General features: G+C 69.8%; 14 protein-coding genes. 4 read left to right on the forward strand and 10 right to left on the reverse strand.

Annotated features, from left to right (window positions below; translation table 11 throughout):
- Positions 1-32 precede the first annotated feature (32 nt).
- Positions 33-761: an SDR family oxidoreductase gene (locus tag WMF14_RS30920; protein ID WP_437792019.1), complete on the reverse strand. Its 729-nt coding sequence runs from the start codon at positions 759-761 to the stop codon at positions 33-35.
- 128 nt (positions 762-889) lie between these two features.
- On the opposite strand from WMF14_RS30920, the gene WMF14_RS30925 reads away from it, so the two are divergent.
- Complete coding sequence (locus WMF14_RS30925; protein WP_437792021.1) at positions 890-1,723, forward strand: helix-turn-helix domain-containing protein; 834 nt, start codon at positions 890-892, stop codon at positions 1,721-1,723.
- 246 nt (positions 1,724-1,969) lie between these two features.
- On the opposite strand, the gene WMF14_RS30930 is transcribed toward WMF14_RS30925, so the two are convergent.
- Complete coding sequence (locus WMF14_RS30930; RefSeq protein WP_437792023.1) at positions 1,970-2,389, reverse strand: hypothetical protein; 420 nt, start codon at positions 2,387-2,389, stop codon at positions 1,970-1,972.
- 571 nt (positions 2,390-2,960) lie between these two features.
- Between WMF14_RS30930 and WMF14_RS30935 the strand changes: the two genes are divergently transcribed.
- Positions 2,961-4,625, forward strand: coding sequence for a glycoside hydrolase family 43 protein (locus WMF14_RS30935; RefSeq protein ID WP_437792026.1), 1,665 nt, complete (start codon positions 2,961-2,963; stop codon positions 4,623-4,625).
- A 162-nt stretch (positions 4,626-4,787) separates the two neighbouring features.
- Here the strand turns inward: WMF14_RS30935 and WMF14_RS30940 are convergent, their stop codons facing one another.
- Both WMF14_RS30940 and WMF14_RS30945 read right to left on the reverse strand, forming a co-directional pair.
- Positions 4,788-6,017: a flavin-dependent oxidoreductase gene (locus WMF14_RS30940; RefSeq protein WP_437792029.1), complete on the reverse strand. Its 1,230-nt coding sequence runs from the start codon at positions 6,015-6,017 to the stop codon at positions 4,788-4,790.
- 307 nt (positions 6,018-6,324) lie between these two features.
- Positions 6,325-6,996 carry an FMN-binding negative transcriptional regulator gene (locus WMF14_RS30945; RefSeq protein WP_272094515.1) on the reverse strand — a complete coding sequence of 224 codons (672 nt, stop codon included), beginning with the start codon at positions 6,994-6,996 and terminating at the stop codon, positions 6,325-6,327.
- A gap of 249 nt (positions 6,997-7,245) precedes the next feature.
- Between WMF14_RS30945 and WMF14_RS30950 the strand changes: the two genes are divergently transcribed.
- The gene (locus tag WMF14_RS30950) at positions 7,246-7,722 is read left to right on the forward strand and encodes a helix-turn-helix domain-containing protein (protein ID WP_272094516.1); all 477 of its coding nucleotides are present in this window, start codon (positions 7,246-7,248) and stop codon (positions 7,720-7,722) included.
- A gap of 37 nt (positions 7,723-7,759) precedes the next feature.
- Here WMF14_RS30950 and WMF14_RS30955 read toward each other — a convergent pair whose 3' ends face one another.
- From WMF14_RS30955 to WMF14_RS30980, 6 genes are all read right to left on the reverse strand, one after another.
- Positions 7,760-8,422, reverse strand: a complete 663-nt coding sequence (locus WMF14_RS30955; RefSeq protein WP_437792031.1) for a hypothetical protein — start codon at positions 8,420-8,422, stop codon at positions 7,760-7,762.
- Between the two features lie 70 nt (positions 8,423-8,492).
- On the reverse strand, positions 8,493-9,527 hold the full coding sequence (locus tag WMF14_RS30960) for an HTTM domain-containing protein (RefSeq protein ID WP_437792033.1): 1,035 nt from the start codon (positions 9,525-9,527) through the stop codon (positions 8,493-8,495).
- Positions 9,524-10,075 (reverse strand): hypothetical protein, encoded by a 552-nt coding sequence (locus tag WMF14_RS30965; RefSeq protein WP_437792035.1) that lies wholly within the window; start codon positions 10,073-10,075, stop codon positions 9,524-9,526. The genes WMF14_RS30960 and WMF14_RS30965 overlap by 4 nt, the downstream gene beginning before the upstream one ends.
- Before the next feature lie 703 nt (positions 10,076-10,778).
- Complete coding sequence (locus WMF14_RS30970) at positions 10,779-11,321, reverse strand: hypothetical protein (RefSeq protein WP_437792038.1); 543 nt, start codon at positions 11,319-11,321, stop codon at positions 10,779-10,781.
- Complete coding sequence (locus tag WMF14_RS30975) at positions 11,318-12,013, reverse strand: hypothetical protein (protein WP_437792041.1); 696 nt, start codon at positions 12,011-12,013, stop codon at positions 11,318-11,320. Before WMF14_RS30975 ends, WMF14_RS30970 begins: the two co-directional genes overlap by 4 nt.
- Positions 12,014-12,118: 105 nt before the next feature.
- Positions 12,119-12,454 (reverse strand): 4Fe-4S dicluster domain-containing protein, encoded by a 336-nt coding sequence (locus tag WMF14_RS30980; protein ID WP_437792043.1) that lies wholly within the window; start codon positions 12,452-12,454, stop codon positions 12,119-12,121.
- Between the two features lie 179 nt (positions 12,455-12,633).
- Here WMF14_RS30980 and WMF14_RS30985 point away from each other — a divergent pair, with 179 nt between their 5' ends.
- Positions 12,634-14,001 (forward strand): sigma-54 interaction domain-containing protein, encoded by a 1,368-nt coding sequence (locus WMF14_RS30985; RefSeq protein WP_437792046.1) that lies wholly within the window; start codon positions 12,634-12,636, stop codon positions 13,999-14,001.
- Positions 14,002-14,567: the final 566 nt, after the last annotated feature.

Raw genomic sequence — 14,567 nt, forward strand, 5'->3', positions numbered from 1 at the left:
GTTGTCCTGCTCCTTTCGTCACTCACTCCTCGTCACCAGGGCACGGGGCCGCGCGCGTCGAAGAACCCGCCGGTCGGGCCGGCGTCGTCGAGGAGCGCGAGCCTCACGGACGCGCGGGCGCCTTCCTCGACGGTCTGCGTGCCGCGGTGGCCATTCAGGTCGGTCGCTGTGTAACCGGGGTCCGCGGCGTTGACCTTGATGCCCGTCGGGGCGAGCTCCTTCGCGTACTGCACCGTCACCATGTTGAGCGCCGCCTTGGAGGCGGGGTACGCGATGGCGTTGAACGACGCGTACTCCCACGCTGGGTCGCCGTGGTTCGCGAGCCCGCCGAGCCCGCTCGACACCATGACGATGCGCGCCGCGGGCGACGCTCGTCGGAGCAGCGGGAGCATCGCATTCGTCACGGCGATGGCAGCGAAGACGTTGACCTCGAACACGTGGCGCACCTCGTCGACTCGCGTCGCGCTCGGCGTGGAGCGGCCGAGGAGGATGCCCGCGTTGTTCACGAGGACATCCAGCCGCCCGAGGTCGCGCTCGATCGTGCGATGCGCTTCGGCGACGCTCGCGGCGTCCGTCACGTCGAGCGCGATGAAGCGCGCGTCGATGCCTTCTCGGCGCAGCGCCGCAGCGGCTCGCGCGCCGCGCTCCTCGTCGCGTGCTCCGACGAGCACCGTCAGGCTCGCGCGGCCGAGCTGGCGGGCGGTCTCGAGGCCGATTCCCTTGTTCGCGCCCGTGACGAGCGCTGTTCGCTGGACGTTCATGCCCTCCCTCTACGACCGAGCGCCCAGAGGAGATTGGGCGATCTTGGCTCGACGCGCGTGCTTGGGGAGCAGGGAGCAGCCCGAGAACGCCCTAGCGCCGAGAAGGGCCGCGCGGTAACGTCCTCAGCGTGGATCTCTCGGCGGCGCAGCGCGGGCGGAGCCAGATCGCATTCTCACGCCCGGCTGCGCTCCCCGGCCTCACCGTCGGGCAGTTCCGGAGCGACGGGCCCCTGTTCACCTGCGTGACGGACCGCTACGCCACCGCGCTGCACTTCAGTGGCCGCTCCGAGTGGTCGCTTCGAGGCGCGCGCTGGTCGAGCGGCCCGGGCACGATCGACGTGAAGGTCCCCGGAGAGGTCTTCGCAGAGCACGCCCGCCAAGGCCAGCGGCGGTTTCAAGTCGTGATCTTCGACGCGCGCATGGTCGACGAGGCGCGCGCGACGCTGGACTCTCCCGCGTCGCCCCCGACGGAGAACGCGCTCTGCGCGCACGACCCGCGCGCTGCACCGTTGGCGGCGTTGCATCGCTCGCTGCTTCGCGGCGACGCGACGCCTCTCGAGCTCGCGGGCGTGTCGTCCGAGGCGCTCGCCGCCCTGTGCGAGCTCACCACCATGCGCCGAGATCCGCCCCGTCCGCGCAGCGCGTGGGCTCGCGCGGTGACGCGCGCGCGCGAGCTCCTCGATGCGCGGTTCACCGAATCGATCGCGCTCGACGAGCTCGCCGCCCACGCGCGACTCGACAAATTCCGCCTCTGTCGTGCCTTCCGCGAGGAGGTCGGGCTTCCCCCGCACGCGTACGTGACCTACCGGCGCGTCGGCCTCGCAGGGGCGCTGCTCGCCCGGGGAGTCCCTCAGGCGGAGGTCGCTGCGCGCGTGGGGCTCTACGACCAGAGCCAGCTCCACCGGCATTTCAAGCGCATCGCCGGGGTGACGCCGGGGGCGTACGCCCGAGCCGTCCGCTGACTCTTTCTCCTCGACGCGCCGCGCCTCGCCTACGCCTGCCGGATCAGCCTGTCGATCTCCGGCGGGATGCAGCCGGAAGCGACGGATTGCGACGGTTCGCCCCCGCGGAAGAGTCCCGCCAGGATTTCAGCGACGATGCGGCGGACGCGGGCGGGATATCAACAATTTCAATCTGTTCTGTCTGATTCACGGCAGAGCGCGCGCCCTGCGCGAGGAGCGGAGAAGGCGAGAGCGGGGCGCGGCGCCTCAGAAGGCGGCGTCACGGTGCTTCGCCTTGTACTCCGCCTTGTACAGATCATGGCAGGCCTTGCAGCTCGCCTTGGCGCCGTCGATATCGCCCTTCTTGGCCTTCTCCGCGCCTTCCTTCGAGATGGCGACCCACTTCGACATCCCGGGCGGCGGCTTCGACGCCACATAGTCCAGCGCCGACGCGATCTTCGCGCCGTCGCCGCTCGTGGTCGCCGACTGCATCACCGTCTTCATCCAGCCCTGCATCGGACAGGCCTTCTGTCCTTTTGCGCCGCAGCCGAAATCCTTCCCCTCGGCGACCGATGCGGGGACGTCCGCCGCCTCGCCCGCGGCCCACGCTGCGCCCGCAACGCCGCCGACAATGCCAATGCTGGCGCTCATGATCATGGCCCCCATCAGCTTCATGCTCATCGACATCTGACGTCTCCTGGTCTGGTGAAAAGCAAGCTCAACCACCCCATCGCAGCACGAAATGTGATCGTTCACATTGCCGACGTCAATCCAAATCGGCCGAGGATGGGGCGGTCTCTTGGCCGGAGCGCGCGCTCGAGTCGACGCGCACAAGAGGCGATACCCAGGGAGCCGGCCGCCTGCGGCCTCGAGCGCCAGCCGTCCGTTGCCAGGTCGCCGCAGGTCGGCGCAGGTCGCCATCGAGCGCATCGGGCCGGCGATCACCGCGGTCCGGCGCCCGCCCCGCCCCGTGACGCGGCGCTCCAGATGAGCCCGCCGGCGCGTCCTCCCTTCGGGATCGAGGATCCGCTCGGGCCGGTCGATTGGGTTTGACACAAGGAATGTGATCGTTCACATTTCGAAGGGGAATACTTGTTCTTTGCCATGGGTGGGTCGTCCTGCGTGCCTTTGCGCGGGCCATCCTCCCATCTGATGGGCGCCTCCGTCGAGTCAGCACCAGGGGTGCGGGGCGCCGGTAATTCCGCTCGCGAGAGGATTCAACGTGCGCCTTAACACAACGTGGTACCGAGCAAGAAGAATGACCCTGTCGGCGATGGCGCTGGCCACCGCCGCCGCGATTGCGTCCCCCGCTCGGGCGGACAACCCGATCGTGCAGACCTCCTACACGGCCGACCCCGCTCCCATGGTGCACGAAGGCCGGTTGTACCTCTACACGTCCCACGACGAGGACGTGTCGGTGAACAACTTCTACACCATGAACGACTGGCACTTGTACTCCACCACGGACATGGTCAACTGGACCGACCACGGCACGCCCGCGGGCTACAAGAGCTTCAGCTGGGGAACCGGCGATGCGTGGGCGGTGCAGGGCGTCGCCAGGAACGGCAAGTTCTATCTCTACGTGCCGCTGAACAACGCCACCGGCGCGAAGATCGGCGTGGGCGTATCGGACAACGTGGCAGGCCCGTTCATGGACCCGCTGGGGAAGGCGCTGGCCCAGAAAGACAGCGGCAACATCGACCCGACGGTGTTCGTCGACGACGATGGACAGGCCTACATGTACTGGGGGAATGGCACCCTCCGGTACGTGAAGCTGAACTCGGACATGATCACCACCTCGGGAAACATCACCAACGTGGCGTTGAATGGCTTCACCGAGGGGCCGTGGTTCTACAAGCGAGGGTCGCTGTACTACATGGTCTACGCCGCCATCGCCGGGAGCGAGAAGATCAGCTACGCGACCAGCAACAGTCCGACCGGGCCCTGGAACATCCGCGGCGACGTCATGGACGCTGGCCGCACCTTCACCAATCACCCCGGCGTCGTCGACTACAAGGGGCACTCGTACTTTTTCTATCACAACAGCGCATTGCCGGGCGGCGGTGACTTCAAGCGCTCGGTGTGCGTGGAGGAGTTCAAGTACGGCGCCGACGGCAGCATCCCGAAGCTCACGATGTCCACGAATGGACCGCCCGCCATCGCCACGCTGGATCCGTTCAAGCAAGTCGAGGCCGAGACCATCGCCTTCTCGTCAGGGCTCAAGACCGAGGTGTGCACCGACACCGGCGGCGGCATGAACGTCACGTCCATCAGCAACGGCGACTACATCAAGGTGAAGGACGTCGATTTCCTGGACGGCGTGACCTCCTTCGAGGCTCGGGTATCGTCCGCAGCCGGCAACGCGAAGATCGAGCTCCACCTCGACAGCCAGAACGGCACGCTGCTCGGGACGTGCGACGTCTCGGGCGCGGCGTCCTGGACCACCAAGACCTGTGCGGTCAGCGGTGGGAGCGGGAAACACGACTTGTTCCTGAAGTTCGTCGGTGGCGGCGGCGACCTCTTCAAGTTCAACTGGTGGCGGTTTACCGGACCCACCATGCCGGGTGACGGGGGCGACGGAGGCGGCGGAGGCGGCGGAGGCGGCTCGGACCCGGGAGCGGGCGGCAGCGGTGGCAGCGACGGCGCCGGGGGCGCGACGTCGGGCACCGGCGGCAGCGCCGTCGCCGGGGGCACGACCTCGGGCAGCGGCGGCTCGGTCACCGGAGGCACCAGCGGAACGACCGGCACCGCCGGCTCGGGCAGCAGCGGCAGCGCCGGATCCTCCGGTGGGAACGACGCGGACGGCGACGACTCGGACGGCTCGTGCGCTTGCCGGACGGGCGCGAGCACCGGGAACGGCGGAAGCGCCGCCGCTCTCTGGCTGGTCGCTTCGGCGCTCGTTCTCGGGCGTCGGCGCCGGTAGGCGCTCGCGATCCGGTCGCGGATCGCTGCGAACGGCCGGCATCGCTGGCCAGGTTGGCGAAATCGAATAGGCGTTTGCGGGACTGCGCCTGAGCAGCAGCGGCGGCGAGGTCCCGGCGCACCCCGCAAACACCTGGATCCGCGAGCGCGCCGGGGGCTCTCGTCAGCGCACGAGGGGCTCCGAGGCGCGCTTCAGGCCGGTCAGCGCCCTGTAGCGGGCGGCGATGGCCTCCAGCTCGCCGGGGGCGAAGACGTCCTCGATACGGTCGAAGCCGTCGGGCGCGCGCTCATAAGCGATCTGCAAGCATTGCTCCGGACCGTTGCGGCGATTGGACGCGACGATGGCGGCGGTAGCGGGCAGGCGCTCGGCCTCGTAAGCGGCCAGCGCTTCCACCGGATCCGCATGGGCGGCGAGCGCGCGGACCAGCGCGCGGGCGTCCAGGATGGCCTGGCTCGCCCCGTTGGAGCCGTTCGGATACATGGGATGGGCGGCGTCGCCCAGCAGCGTCATGCGCCCATGGCTCCAGCGCGGCAGGGGATCGCGGTCGACCAGCGGAAACTCGTAGATCGCCTCGGCGCCCCGGATCAGGTCGGGCACATCCAGCCAGCCGAAGCGCCAGGCCTCGAACCTGGGCAGGAAGTCGGCGGGGTCGCCCAGCCGGTTCCAGTCCTCCCGTCGCAGGCTCCTGGTGACCGCGAGATCGGCGGCCCAGTTGATCGTCTGACGGCCGTCCGGCCCCGGTGGGGAGATCGGATAGGCGACGAACTTCTGGTCCTGATGCCCGGCAATGATCATGCTGGCGCCGGTGAGGAAGGGCGCCGCCAAGGTGGTCGCCCGCCAGAGCATGCGACCGCCGTAGATCGGCGGCCCCTCGTCCGGATAGAGGCCGGCGCGCGCCGCCGAGTGGATGCCGTCGGCGCAGATCAGGAGGTCGGCGGAAACCTTCCACGCCGCGCCCGCGCGATCGTGGAAGAGCGCCACGATGCGGCCCTCGCCCTCGTCGTGGCCCGAGAGGCGCCGATCGCAGAGCACCCGGTCGGGGCCCAGCCGCTCGACGGCGGCGTCGAACAGCACACTTTGGAGGGCGCCGCGGTGAAGGGACAGCTGCGGCGTGGCATGACCCGCGAAGCGGCCGCGCGGCTCGCCCCAGATGCGCTGGCCGAAGCGGTTGAAATAGATAAGCTCGCGGGTCGCCACGCCCTGGGCCAACAGGGCCTCGAAGAGACCCAGCTCGCCCAGCACCTCGAGGGCGTGGGGCAGCAGGTTGATGCCGACCCCGAGCGGCAGGACGGTGGGCGCCGCCTCGAACACCGTCACCTCATGACCCGAGGCGTGCAGCGCCAGAGCCGCGGCCAGGCCGCCGATCCCGGCGCCCGCGACGATCACTTGCATAGGTCCTCCCGTAGACATGCGGCTCGACGCCGCCCCTTGTTGAAGCCGCCGCCCTCTCGATCGCCGGCACGGCGGCCGCTGAGCGTCATCATCGCGGCCTCCGAGCATTGCGACGAGCGGTCCACAGGTCCTTATCACGATGACCTCGCCGTCGCTCGAGGACAGCACGCACCTGGCGTCCAGCACCGTGCTCGATCCGAGGAGCTGGGAATCTTCTCCTCCGGGGAGCACCGATCCCGACAGGCGCTGATCGCGTAGGAGCACGCGCGCGCAATCGCGAGCGGCGATGGGGAGCGGAGCTGACGGCTCAGCGAGGGCGGGCGCGCGCCATCGCCTCCGCGAGCGCGAGGTCGTCGGGCGTGCCCTGCGCGCGCAGCCCGGCAATGGCGCCGTCGCGATCCTCGGGGCGGCGGTTCTGCGAGAGCTTGAGCTTGCCCTCGATCCGCGTGATCTCGATGGAGAGGCCGACGATCGCGGGGAGCAGCGCGGCCCGCTTCTCCGGCGAGAGCTCCGCGACGCTCCAGGGCTCGGGCCGCCCGCGCTCGTTCACGTCGGAGAGGCGCGCGAGCAGCGCGAGCAGCGCGTCGTGGTCCTCGATGGCCCGCGGCGCGCCATGCGCGTGGACGACGGCGTAGTTCCAGGTCGGCACGTCGTCGCGCGAGGCGTACCACCCGGGCGAGATGTACCCGTGCGGCCCGCGAAAGACGGCCAGGACCGGCGTGCTCCCGTCGAGCGCGCGCCGGATCGGGTTGGCCCGCGCGACATGCGCGAGCAAGGTGCCATGAGGGCCGCTGTCGCGATCGAGGAGGAAGGGCACGTGCGCAATCATGGGCACGCCGTCCTCCCCGGGCGCGATGAGCATGCCGAACGGGTTCGCGTCGATGAGATCGTGGAGGTCGGCGAGGTCAGGTGCCTCGTAGACCCGGGGAAGGTAGATGGATCGCGGCGCGCCCGTCGTCATGACGGCAGGGTGTACCACGGCGCGCGCCGGCAGCCCTTGGCGACCCGACCAGCGCGATCGGGCGACTCGATTGGCTCGATTTTTGAGCCGTTTTTCTGGATTCAGGGTGTATTATTCTAGTTTTCTGAGAAGATTCTTTGGTTCATGCCCATTATTAGCCAGATTCCAGAGGTAGATCTCTCGTTGGAGCCTCCACCCACCTAGAAATCAGAATTGATTGTCTAGATTCTGTCGACTTTTGTCTGGTTCTTTGGCTAGGATGTCTCGATGCCCCTTGTCCCTGCGCCCCCTGTCGCCCCGCGCGGCTACAGCGCCGTCGAGCTGGCGCGCGCCGCCGGTGTCAGCACTGGCACGATCAAGCACTGGTTCGCGGAGGGTCTGATGGACAAGCCCGCGTTCCACGGCCGCCGCACGACGTACGGTCGCGAGCACCTCGTGCGGGCGCTCGCCATCAAGAAGCTGCGCGAGCACAACCTGCTGCTCCCGGAGATCAAGCGGAAGCTCGCCGAGATCCCGCTCGAGGAGCTGGCGAAAGAGGTGCTGCCGCCGGAGCCAGCCGAGAGCGCGGCGTCCGGCGCGGGGGAACGCGCGGACGCCGCGGAGCTCGGCCGGGCGTGGCGGCGCGTGGAGCTGATGCCGGGGCTGGAGCTGCACGTGCGCGCGGACGCCGGCGCGGTGGTGCACCGGATGGCGGTGGAGATCCGCGAGAAGTACGGGTGTGAACGCGAGGAAGGGCGGCGCTAGCTCCGGAAGACCGTCGCAGTCGCTAGCCGCTCGCCTTCTACGTTCCCAGCGCCATCATCGCGTCCCAGAACATCTTCTCATACGCCTGAAATAGCCTGGTCGTGCGGCGGATCGCGCGGGGCTCCACGCCGCGGTCGAGCCCGTCCTGCACGATGGCGACCGCGGTGTCCTCGAACGACGGCAGCGCCGCGAACGCGTCCAGGAAGGCGGTGTGCTCGGGGCCGAAGCCGTACCGGTCGCGGAGCGCCTTCCCCATCCTGCCGCAGTTGAACCCCCACGCTGGGAAGTTGATGAGCAGGGCGCACGCGATCTCGGCCGCCGAGGCGTTGGCCGCCGCCCAGGCCATCTGGACGGCGTACGCGAACCCCTCCGCGGTGACCTCGTACCGATCCAGGTCGTCCTTCGTCATGCCGAGCTTCCGGCCCATGGCGGCGATCCCGTCCGGCGCCACGAGCTCGCCCTGGAGGACGCCGCTCCAGAAATCGCGCCAGGGCGTGTCCCCGAAGCGCTGGAGCATCATCGCCATCGAGCGCAGGTCGCTGAGCACCACGTGGTGCTGGTGGCCCGGGAAGGCCCTCAATCCAACGGCCGTGACCTCTCCCCGTTCGATGGCGTCCGGATAGGGGTGAGCCCTCAGCTGATCGTCGATGCTCCGGAGCTCTTCGTGAATGTCCTTCACCAGCGCGGCCGCGGTCTTCATGGATCTCTCCTCCTGATCGGGCGCCATCCTACTACCGCATCGCCGCCGAGATCCCACGACCTGCGGGGCGCTACCCGCCGGCGCGCTGCCCGCTTGCGCCCCCCGGCGCCGCCGCCGCCCGGTGGGCCCACGCGCACGGCGCTGTCCGCGATGCTCCGGTCGAGCTGCTGCCTGCCGACCCTTCATCTGCGCGCACCGCGAACGCAGAGATGGTCAGCACGGTCATGATGGCTCCGAAGGTGCCGAGCCCCATGAAGGCCGCGATGCCGACGTGGAGCGCCACGGTGGCCGCCACCCAGAGCCGCCGGGTGCGCCGCGGCCAGATCATGAGGGGATAGCCGCATTCGATGAGCAGCACCATCCAGCCCGCGCCCACGGCGAGCCATGGATAGCGGGCAAGCCAGGTGAAGTCGCGCTGGCGATACTCGGGCAGGTTGAGCGTCCGCCAGATGGCATCGCCGTTCCACCACTGCTCACCGAGCGCCTTTCCCAGCCCGCTCGCGAGGTAGACGATGCAGAGGTGGATCTGCACCACGCGCAGGGCGAGCCGCGCCATGCTCGTGGGCCCGGCGGGCGCGCGGCCGAGCCGTCGATCGAGCGAGAGCGCCGCTCCCGCCGGCATCCACAGGAGATAGAACAGGAAGATGTTGGCGAACTGGTCCACGCCGTAATTCGTGCTGTCCGCCGTCATCATCAGCATCAGGTGGGCGAACCAGGCGCCTGCCGCGGCCACCCTCGTGTACCATCCCGCGAGCAGCGCGCCGAGCGCGAGCACGTAGAGGGCGCCCACGGCGGCGATGATGGGCGCCTCTCCGATTCCGAGCGCGGCGAGGCGGTCTATCAGCCAGCTGAGCCGGACAGCCCCCGGCCTCCCGAGCGCGTCGAGGAATGGAGTCTGGAGGATGCCCGATCGCCCATAAAGCTCGAAGAGCGCAGGAGCGACCATCGCCGCCTGGATGAGAAGAACCGAGGCGAGCCCGATCCGGAGGACGGCGAGCGGCGCCGCCGACGCAGGAGCGAAGGCGAAGCGATCGACGGCCGCGCACGCTCGCGCGACCCCACGCTCGATCGCGGCCCGGGGAGCAGCCGTCGACCGCGCGTTCACGGCGCGCTCCCGCCGCTCTGCTGCGCGCGCACGAGCTTCGCGCGATGAACGAATTTCGCTCGATAATTCAGCTTCCATCCCGTGGGCTTGCCGTCGCGGTACTCCGCCATCGTGGGGAGCTCGAACGTGTCGAGTCGTACGACGACGCTGTCGGCGTCTGGGTGCCTGGCGAGCACCTTGCCGGCCCAGGAAGCCACGAGCGAGCGCCTCACCATCGGATCGTCCTCCAGCGAGAACATCCCGATGATGTTCCTGACCCGGATATCCGCTTCACGGCTCACCCCCGTCTCCAGGACGTCGGAGGCTTTGCTCCCGTTCGCGCCGTTCACCTGAAAGCTCGCGGAGAGCGTCGTTCCGACCCCTGGAGCGAAGAACGAGTACCCGCTGTCCGCTCCGGAGAGCAGGCCATAAACCTGCACCGCCCGGCGCGCCCAGCCCCCGTCTCCCACGTTGACGTGCAGAGCGCCCAGGCAGACCACCGCGAGGTGCGCCGCCGCTGCGGCGAGCAGAAGGATGGCCCGCCTTCGGCCCGCGGCTGTTCCGTTCATGCGACTCACCTCCAGGGTGCCACGACGCCGGCACCTCTCCCGACAGGACGATCCGCGTTGCCGGCAAGGCGGCGCTGGGGCCGAGCGTCGACTCGACCTGCACGCGGCGCCATGGGCCGTCAGGGATCAGCGCTGACCAGCCGTCAGGCTCACGACCGGAGCCGGGAGCCCTGCCCGCGAAACGTCGCCCCTGACCCCCCAAGGGCCGTGATGGCCGTGATGGCCGTGATGGCCGTGAGCCCCGTGGAGGCCGTGATGCCCGTGGTGGCCCTGACGATCGCTGGCGCTCGCGTCCGCCGAGCCCGACGCGCTCGTCTCCTCGACGAGCGCGAGGTCCTGAATCGGTATCGTGCTGGCCGCACGAGCGAGCGGAGCGACAACGACGACCGCGGTCGCCACGAGAGCGCCGGTCAACCTCGACTGTTTCATTTTCGATTCCTGTCCTTCCATCCGGGCACGCTGACTTACGTGCCGGGTGATGGTGCGCCCGACGCCAAGAGGGGCAAGCGCACAGCCAGGGACGGCCCGGCGCCGTCCAAGGAGGGGCTTTGGACGCGGCGAGTGTGCCGGCGATTCCTGGCCTCCTGTGAAGAGAACGAGGCGCCTCATGCGCTGGGCAAGCCCGAGGAGCTCCTCCTTCTCGTGCTCGTGCGGCAGCAGCGCTACCGCCTCATCGCCGCCACGATCCCACCGCCTCGGGGCGCTACCCCCCGTCGCGCTCCCCGGCGTGCGCCCCCCGCACCCGCGCGATGATCGCGCCGGCGACCTCCTCGGCCGGCCAGCCCTTGGCGAGCCAGCGCTGCGGGATGCTGTGGGCGCGATCGTCCTCGCGGATCACCAGCGTGATCGGTTTGGCCGGGGGCTGCAGCTCCACCGACTCGACGCGATCGAGCGGCACGGTGACCTCCCGCGCGCCACGGAGCGGATGCATCGACGGCAAGGTGATCGATCGAGGGCCAAGGACGATCCGGAACTCTTTGAGCGCCGCAAACCGCGCAGCGCCGGCGACGCCGAGCGCGCAGAAGGCCCCTGACAGGATCGCCAGCACCGCGTAGAAGACCTCGGCGCCTCCAGGCTCGAAATGGATGATCCCGTTCAGGATCAGGCCGCGATCGTTCGTCTGGGCCCGGTGGGCGAGGACCGCCGCGCAGACTGCAAAGAAGAGGGCGCTCAGGAGGAGCTCCGGGTAGGGACGGCGGAGCGGGATCTCGAGAGCGTCGTCCGCCGCGTGTTCGCTCGCCTTCATCGATAATCCCCTCCGCTGGCGGCAGCCGCCTCGTGCAGCCGCACGGCCAGGACCTCTGCGTCGATCGCCGCCTGGTGCTCGGTCAAGAGGAAGGTGTCGCCGTCCCGGTGGGCGGCGACCCAGGGGAGCGCGCGCGCGTCGCCGATCACCTTGTCCCGGCTGCCGACGAGGACGAAGACGCCCCGCCCTTCGAGGCCGGCGCCGAGGCTCACGCCGCGGATCTGCGCGGCGGGGATGGTGACCGGAGCGCCGTTGGCGATGAGACGAACGGCGTCGGCCGAGATCGACTCCAGGCGGACGGATTGACCGTGACGCGGATCGCGGAAGACGGCGATGTCACGCCGGAGCGCGAGGGCGACGCCGGTCGCGCCGGCGCCATAAAGAAGCCAGGCGAACCAGGCGAGCGACGGCTTGAGCGCGGGCAGCGCGGCGCCCCACAGCGCGCCCGCCGCGATGAGCGCGGCGGCCACGATGCAGAAGCCCACGCCGGCGCGGATGCGCCGGATCCTGCCGAGCTCCTCGATCGACGTCCCCAGCGCCATGAGCGCCAGCGCGGCGACGCCCAGCCCCGCCGGAGACGCGAGGAAGGGAAGCACGCCCTTCGGGCCGGGCGGCGCCATGCACGCGAGCGCCGCACAGCAGAGCCCGATGCACATCGCGCGCGCCTGGAAGCTGACCGGTGGGCGGAGCACGTGAGAGGATCATGACATCGCGGCGACTCCGGGCTGTCAATGCCCCGCAGCCACCTCCGCCTCTCCTCGTGTCGCTCGCCGATATCGGCCGCTCCCGAGCCGCGCTCAGGTCGTCTCCGGAACGCGCTCCTTCGCGCGCTCCGTCGCGCGGTCGTCGAAGAAGCGGGCGTTGATCTCCCGGTAACGCTGCCACTCGGCCGGCAGCTCGTCTTCATCGAAGATGGCGCCCACCGGGCACTCGTTCTCGCAGGCGCCGCAGCAGATGCACGACTCGGGATCGATGTAGAGCTGGAGGCCGGCGAGGCGTGTCTTCCGCTCTGCCTCGGGAATGCGCGAGATCTCGTCCGCCGCGAGCGGGCCGTGGATGCAGTCCACGGGGCAGACGGGGACACAGGCGGTATCACACGTGGCGACGCAGGGCTCGGCGATGACGTAGGCCATGAGGGTTCCTTTCCGCGGCGCGGTCCTCCGCGCGCTCTCCTCTCCCCCCTTCGGCAGGGAGCAGGGAGCGTGCCCGCGGCCCGAGCGGCTTTTCCTGGGCTTTCGCCGGCCTTGTGCGGTCCAGACAACGCTCCTACGGTGCCGCACGACGCCATTTCGTCGGCCTCGCTCCGCGCACGATGACCGCCTCCGCCGATCACGCCCTCCTCCTGCTCGCCGACCTCGGCGAGGCCTCGGCCCGCGCGCACACCGAGGCGACGCTCGTCCCGGCGGTGAGCGCCGCGCTCTCGCGCCATCTCCCGCTGCGGCGGCTCGATCTGCGCCGCGGCGCGGCCGCCCCAGGCGCGCCGGAGGTCCGGCGCGGCGCGGGCGGCGAGACGATGGCCGTCTTCGCGCTCCGCGACGCGGAGGGCGCCGTCGGCTGCGCCGCGATGGCGCTCGGCGACGGCGCGGCGCTCGACGTCTCGCCCGCGCTGCTCGAGGCGATCGGTCGCCTGCTCGCCGTGGCGCTGCGGCAGGTGCAGGTCCTCGGGCGCGTCGCGGCCATCGCGCGCCGCGCGCAGGGGGAGAAGCGGACGCTGAAGGAGGAGCTCGATCGCGTCGCGCTGCCGAGGGAGGTGGTCGCGGTGGGCCCGGCGATGCGGGCGATCTTCCAGCAGATGGTGCCGCTCGTCGCGCGGCAGGACACGACCGTGCTTGTGCGCGGCGAGACGGGCACGGGCAAGGAGGTGATCGCGCGCCGCATCCACGCGCTCTCGCGCCGCGCGGAGCGGCCGTTCCTCGCGGTCAACTGCGGAGCGCTGCCCGAGGGGCTCGTCGAGAGCGCCCTGTTCGGCCACGAGCGCGGCGCGTTCACGGGCGCTGCGGCGCGGCACCTCGGGCTGTTCGAGCGCGCGAGCGGCGGGACGCTGCTGCTCGACGAGGTCGGCGAGCTGCCCAGGGCGGCGCAGGCGAAGCTCCTGCGCGTGCTCCAGGAGGGCGAGATCGAGCGCGTCGGCGGCGAGGGCGCGGTGCGCGTCTCGGTGCGGGTGATCGCCGCGACACACCGGCCGCTCGAGGCCATGGTGGCGAGCGGAGCGTTCCGCGACGACCTCTATTATCGGCTGCAGGTATTCCCGATCATCGTCCCCCCGCTGCGGGAGCGGCCAGAGGACCTGGAGCCGCTCACGCGCGTCATCGTCGAGAAGGTGGCGGCGACCTTCGGCCGGACGCCGCCGCGGGTGAGCGCGGAGTCGATGACGCGGCTGCGGGCGCACGGCTGGCCGGGCAACGTGCGGGAGCTCGAGAACGTGATCGAGCGGTCGATGGTGATGTCGACAGGAGACGAGCTCATCTTGTCAGCGCCGCTCTCTGCTGCGCCCGGCGCGACAGGGCGCGTGACGACGTACCGAGAGGCCGCTCAGCGCTGCATCGAGGAGGCGCTGCGGGCCGCGGGCGGGAAGATCTACGGAGAGGACGGGGCCGCGGCGGCGCTGGGGCTCAAGCCGACGACGCTGCAAAGCAAGATGCGGAAGCTCGGGATCCGGAAGGGCGGAGAGAAGGGCTGACGACCGAGAGCCTCGTCAAACCATGCCACCCTACCCGGTGTGGGGGCGTGATCCACATGACCTCCAGGCGGCTCCGCCGTCGCACCGACGGGCCCGGCGGTCGAGAGATTCCCCTGGATCCGGAGCGCCCCAGGATCGTCGTATCAGAGCTGCTGCATCAGTTCGACCCTGACGGTCAGGCCCTGTTCCTCGTGGAGTTTCACCGCAATACCGGATGACGCCGATCGTCGCAAAACCGGTTTTCTTCGAGGGTTCGTCGCTTTTCGAGGAGAGTGAACGAATCTGGATTCTATCGTCGGACGTACGCGCGCAACGTGGCTGGATCTTGCGCTCTACGAGACAACCAACAGCAGCACGCCAAGGACGCAGCTGGGCGGGCCGGGGAAAAGCGGACGCGACTTAGAAAAGAGTCTTGACTTTCACCTCCTGTCTGTATGAATATTCTAATCCCCTTTGACGATCCGGACCGTTCTCGGCCGGGGGCCGTAGACGGTTGCAGGATCGTACAGAGGTCGACTCCGGGTGACACTGCCGGGGCTACTTGCTTCTTGCGGCTTCGCGTTCGA

It is taken from the genome of Sorangium sp. So ce693 (genome assembly GCF_051521375.1).
GTDB classification, from domain to species: Bacteria; Myxococcota_A; Polyangia; order Polyangiales; family Polyangiaceae; genus Sorangium; species Sorangium atrum.

Excerpts from the sequence above, each read along its gene's own strand:
- WMF14_RS30970 (WP_437792038.1), bottom strand. The coding sequence starts at position 11,321 with ATGAAGGCGAGCGAACACGCGGCGGACGACGCTCTCGAGATCCCGCTC.
- WMF14_RS30930 (WP_437792023.1), bottom strand. The coding sequence starts at position 2,389 with ATGTCGATGAGCATGAAGCTGATGGGGGCCATGATCATGAGCGCCAGC.
- WMF14_RS30980 (WP_437792043.1), bottom strand. The coding sequence starts at position 12,454 with ATGGCCTACGTCATCGCCGAGCCCTGCGTCGCCACGTGTGATACCGCC.
- WMF14_RS30940 (WP_437792029.1), bottom strand. The coding sequence starts at position 6,017 with ATGCAAGTGATCGTCGCGGGCGCCGGGATCGGCGGCCTGGCCGCGGCT.
- WMF14_RS30955 (WP_437792031.1), bottom strand. The coding sequence starts at position 8,422 with ATGAAGACCGCGGCCGCGCTGGTGAAGGACATTCACGAAGAGCTCCGG.
- WMF14_RS30920 (WP_437792019.1), bottom strand. The coding sequence starts at position 761 with ATGAACGTCCAGCGAACAGCGCTCGTCACGGGCGCGAACAAGGGAATC.
- WMF14_RS30950 (WP_272094516.1), top strand. The coding sequence starts at position 7,246 with ATGCCCCTTGTCCCTGCGCCCCCTGTCGCCCCGCGCGGCTACAGCGCC.
- WMF14_RS30965 (WP_437792035.1), bottom strand. The coding sequence starts at position 10,075 with ATGAACGGAACAGCCGCGGGCCGAAGGCGGGCCATCCTTCTGCTCGCC.
- WMF14_RS30935 (WP_437792026.1), top strand. The coding sequence starts at position 2,961 with ATGACCCTGTCGGCGATGGCGCTGGCCACCGCCGCCGCGATTGCGTCC.
- WMF14_RS30985 (WP_437792046.1), top strand. The coding sequence starts at position 12,634 with ATGACCGCCTCCGCCGATCACGCCCTCCTCCTGCTCGCCGACCTCGGC.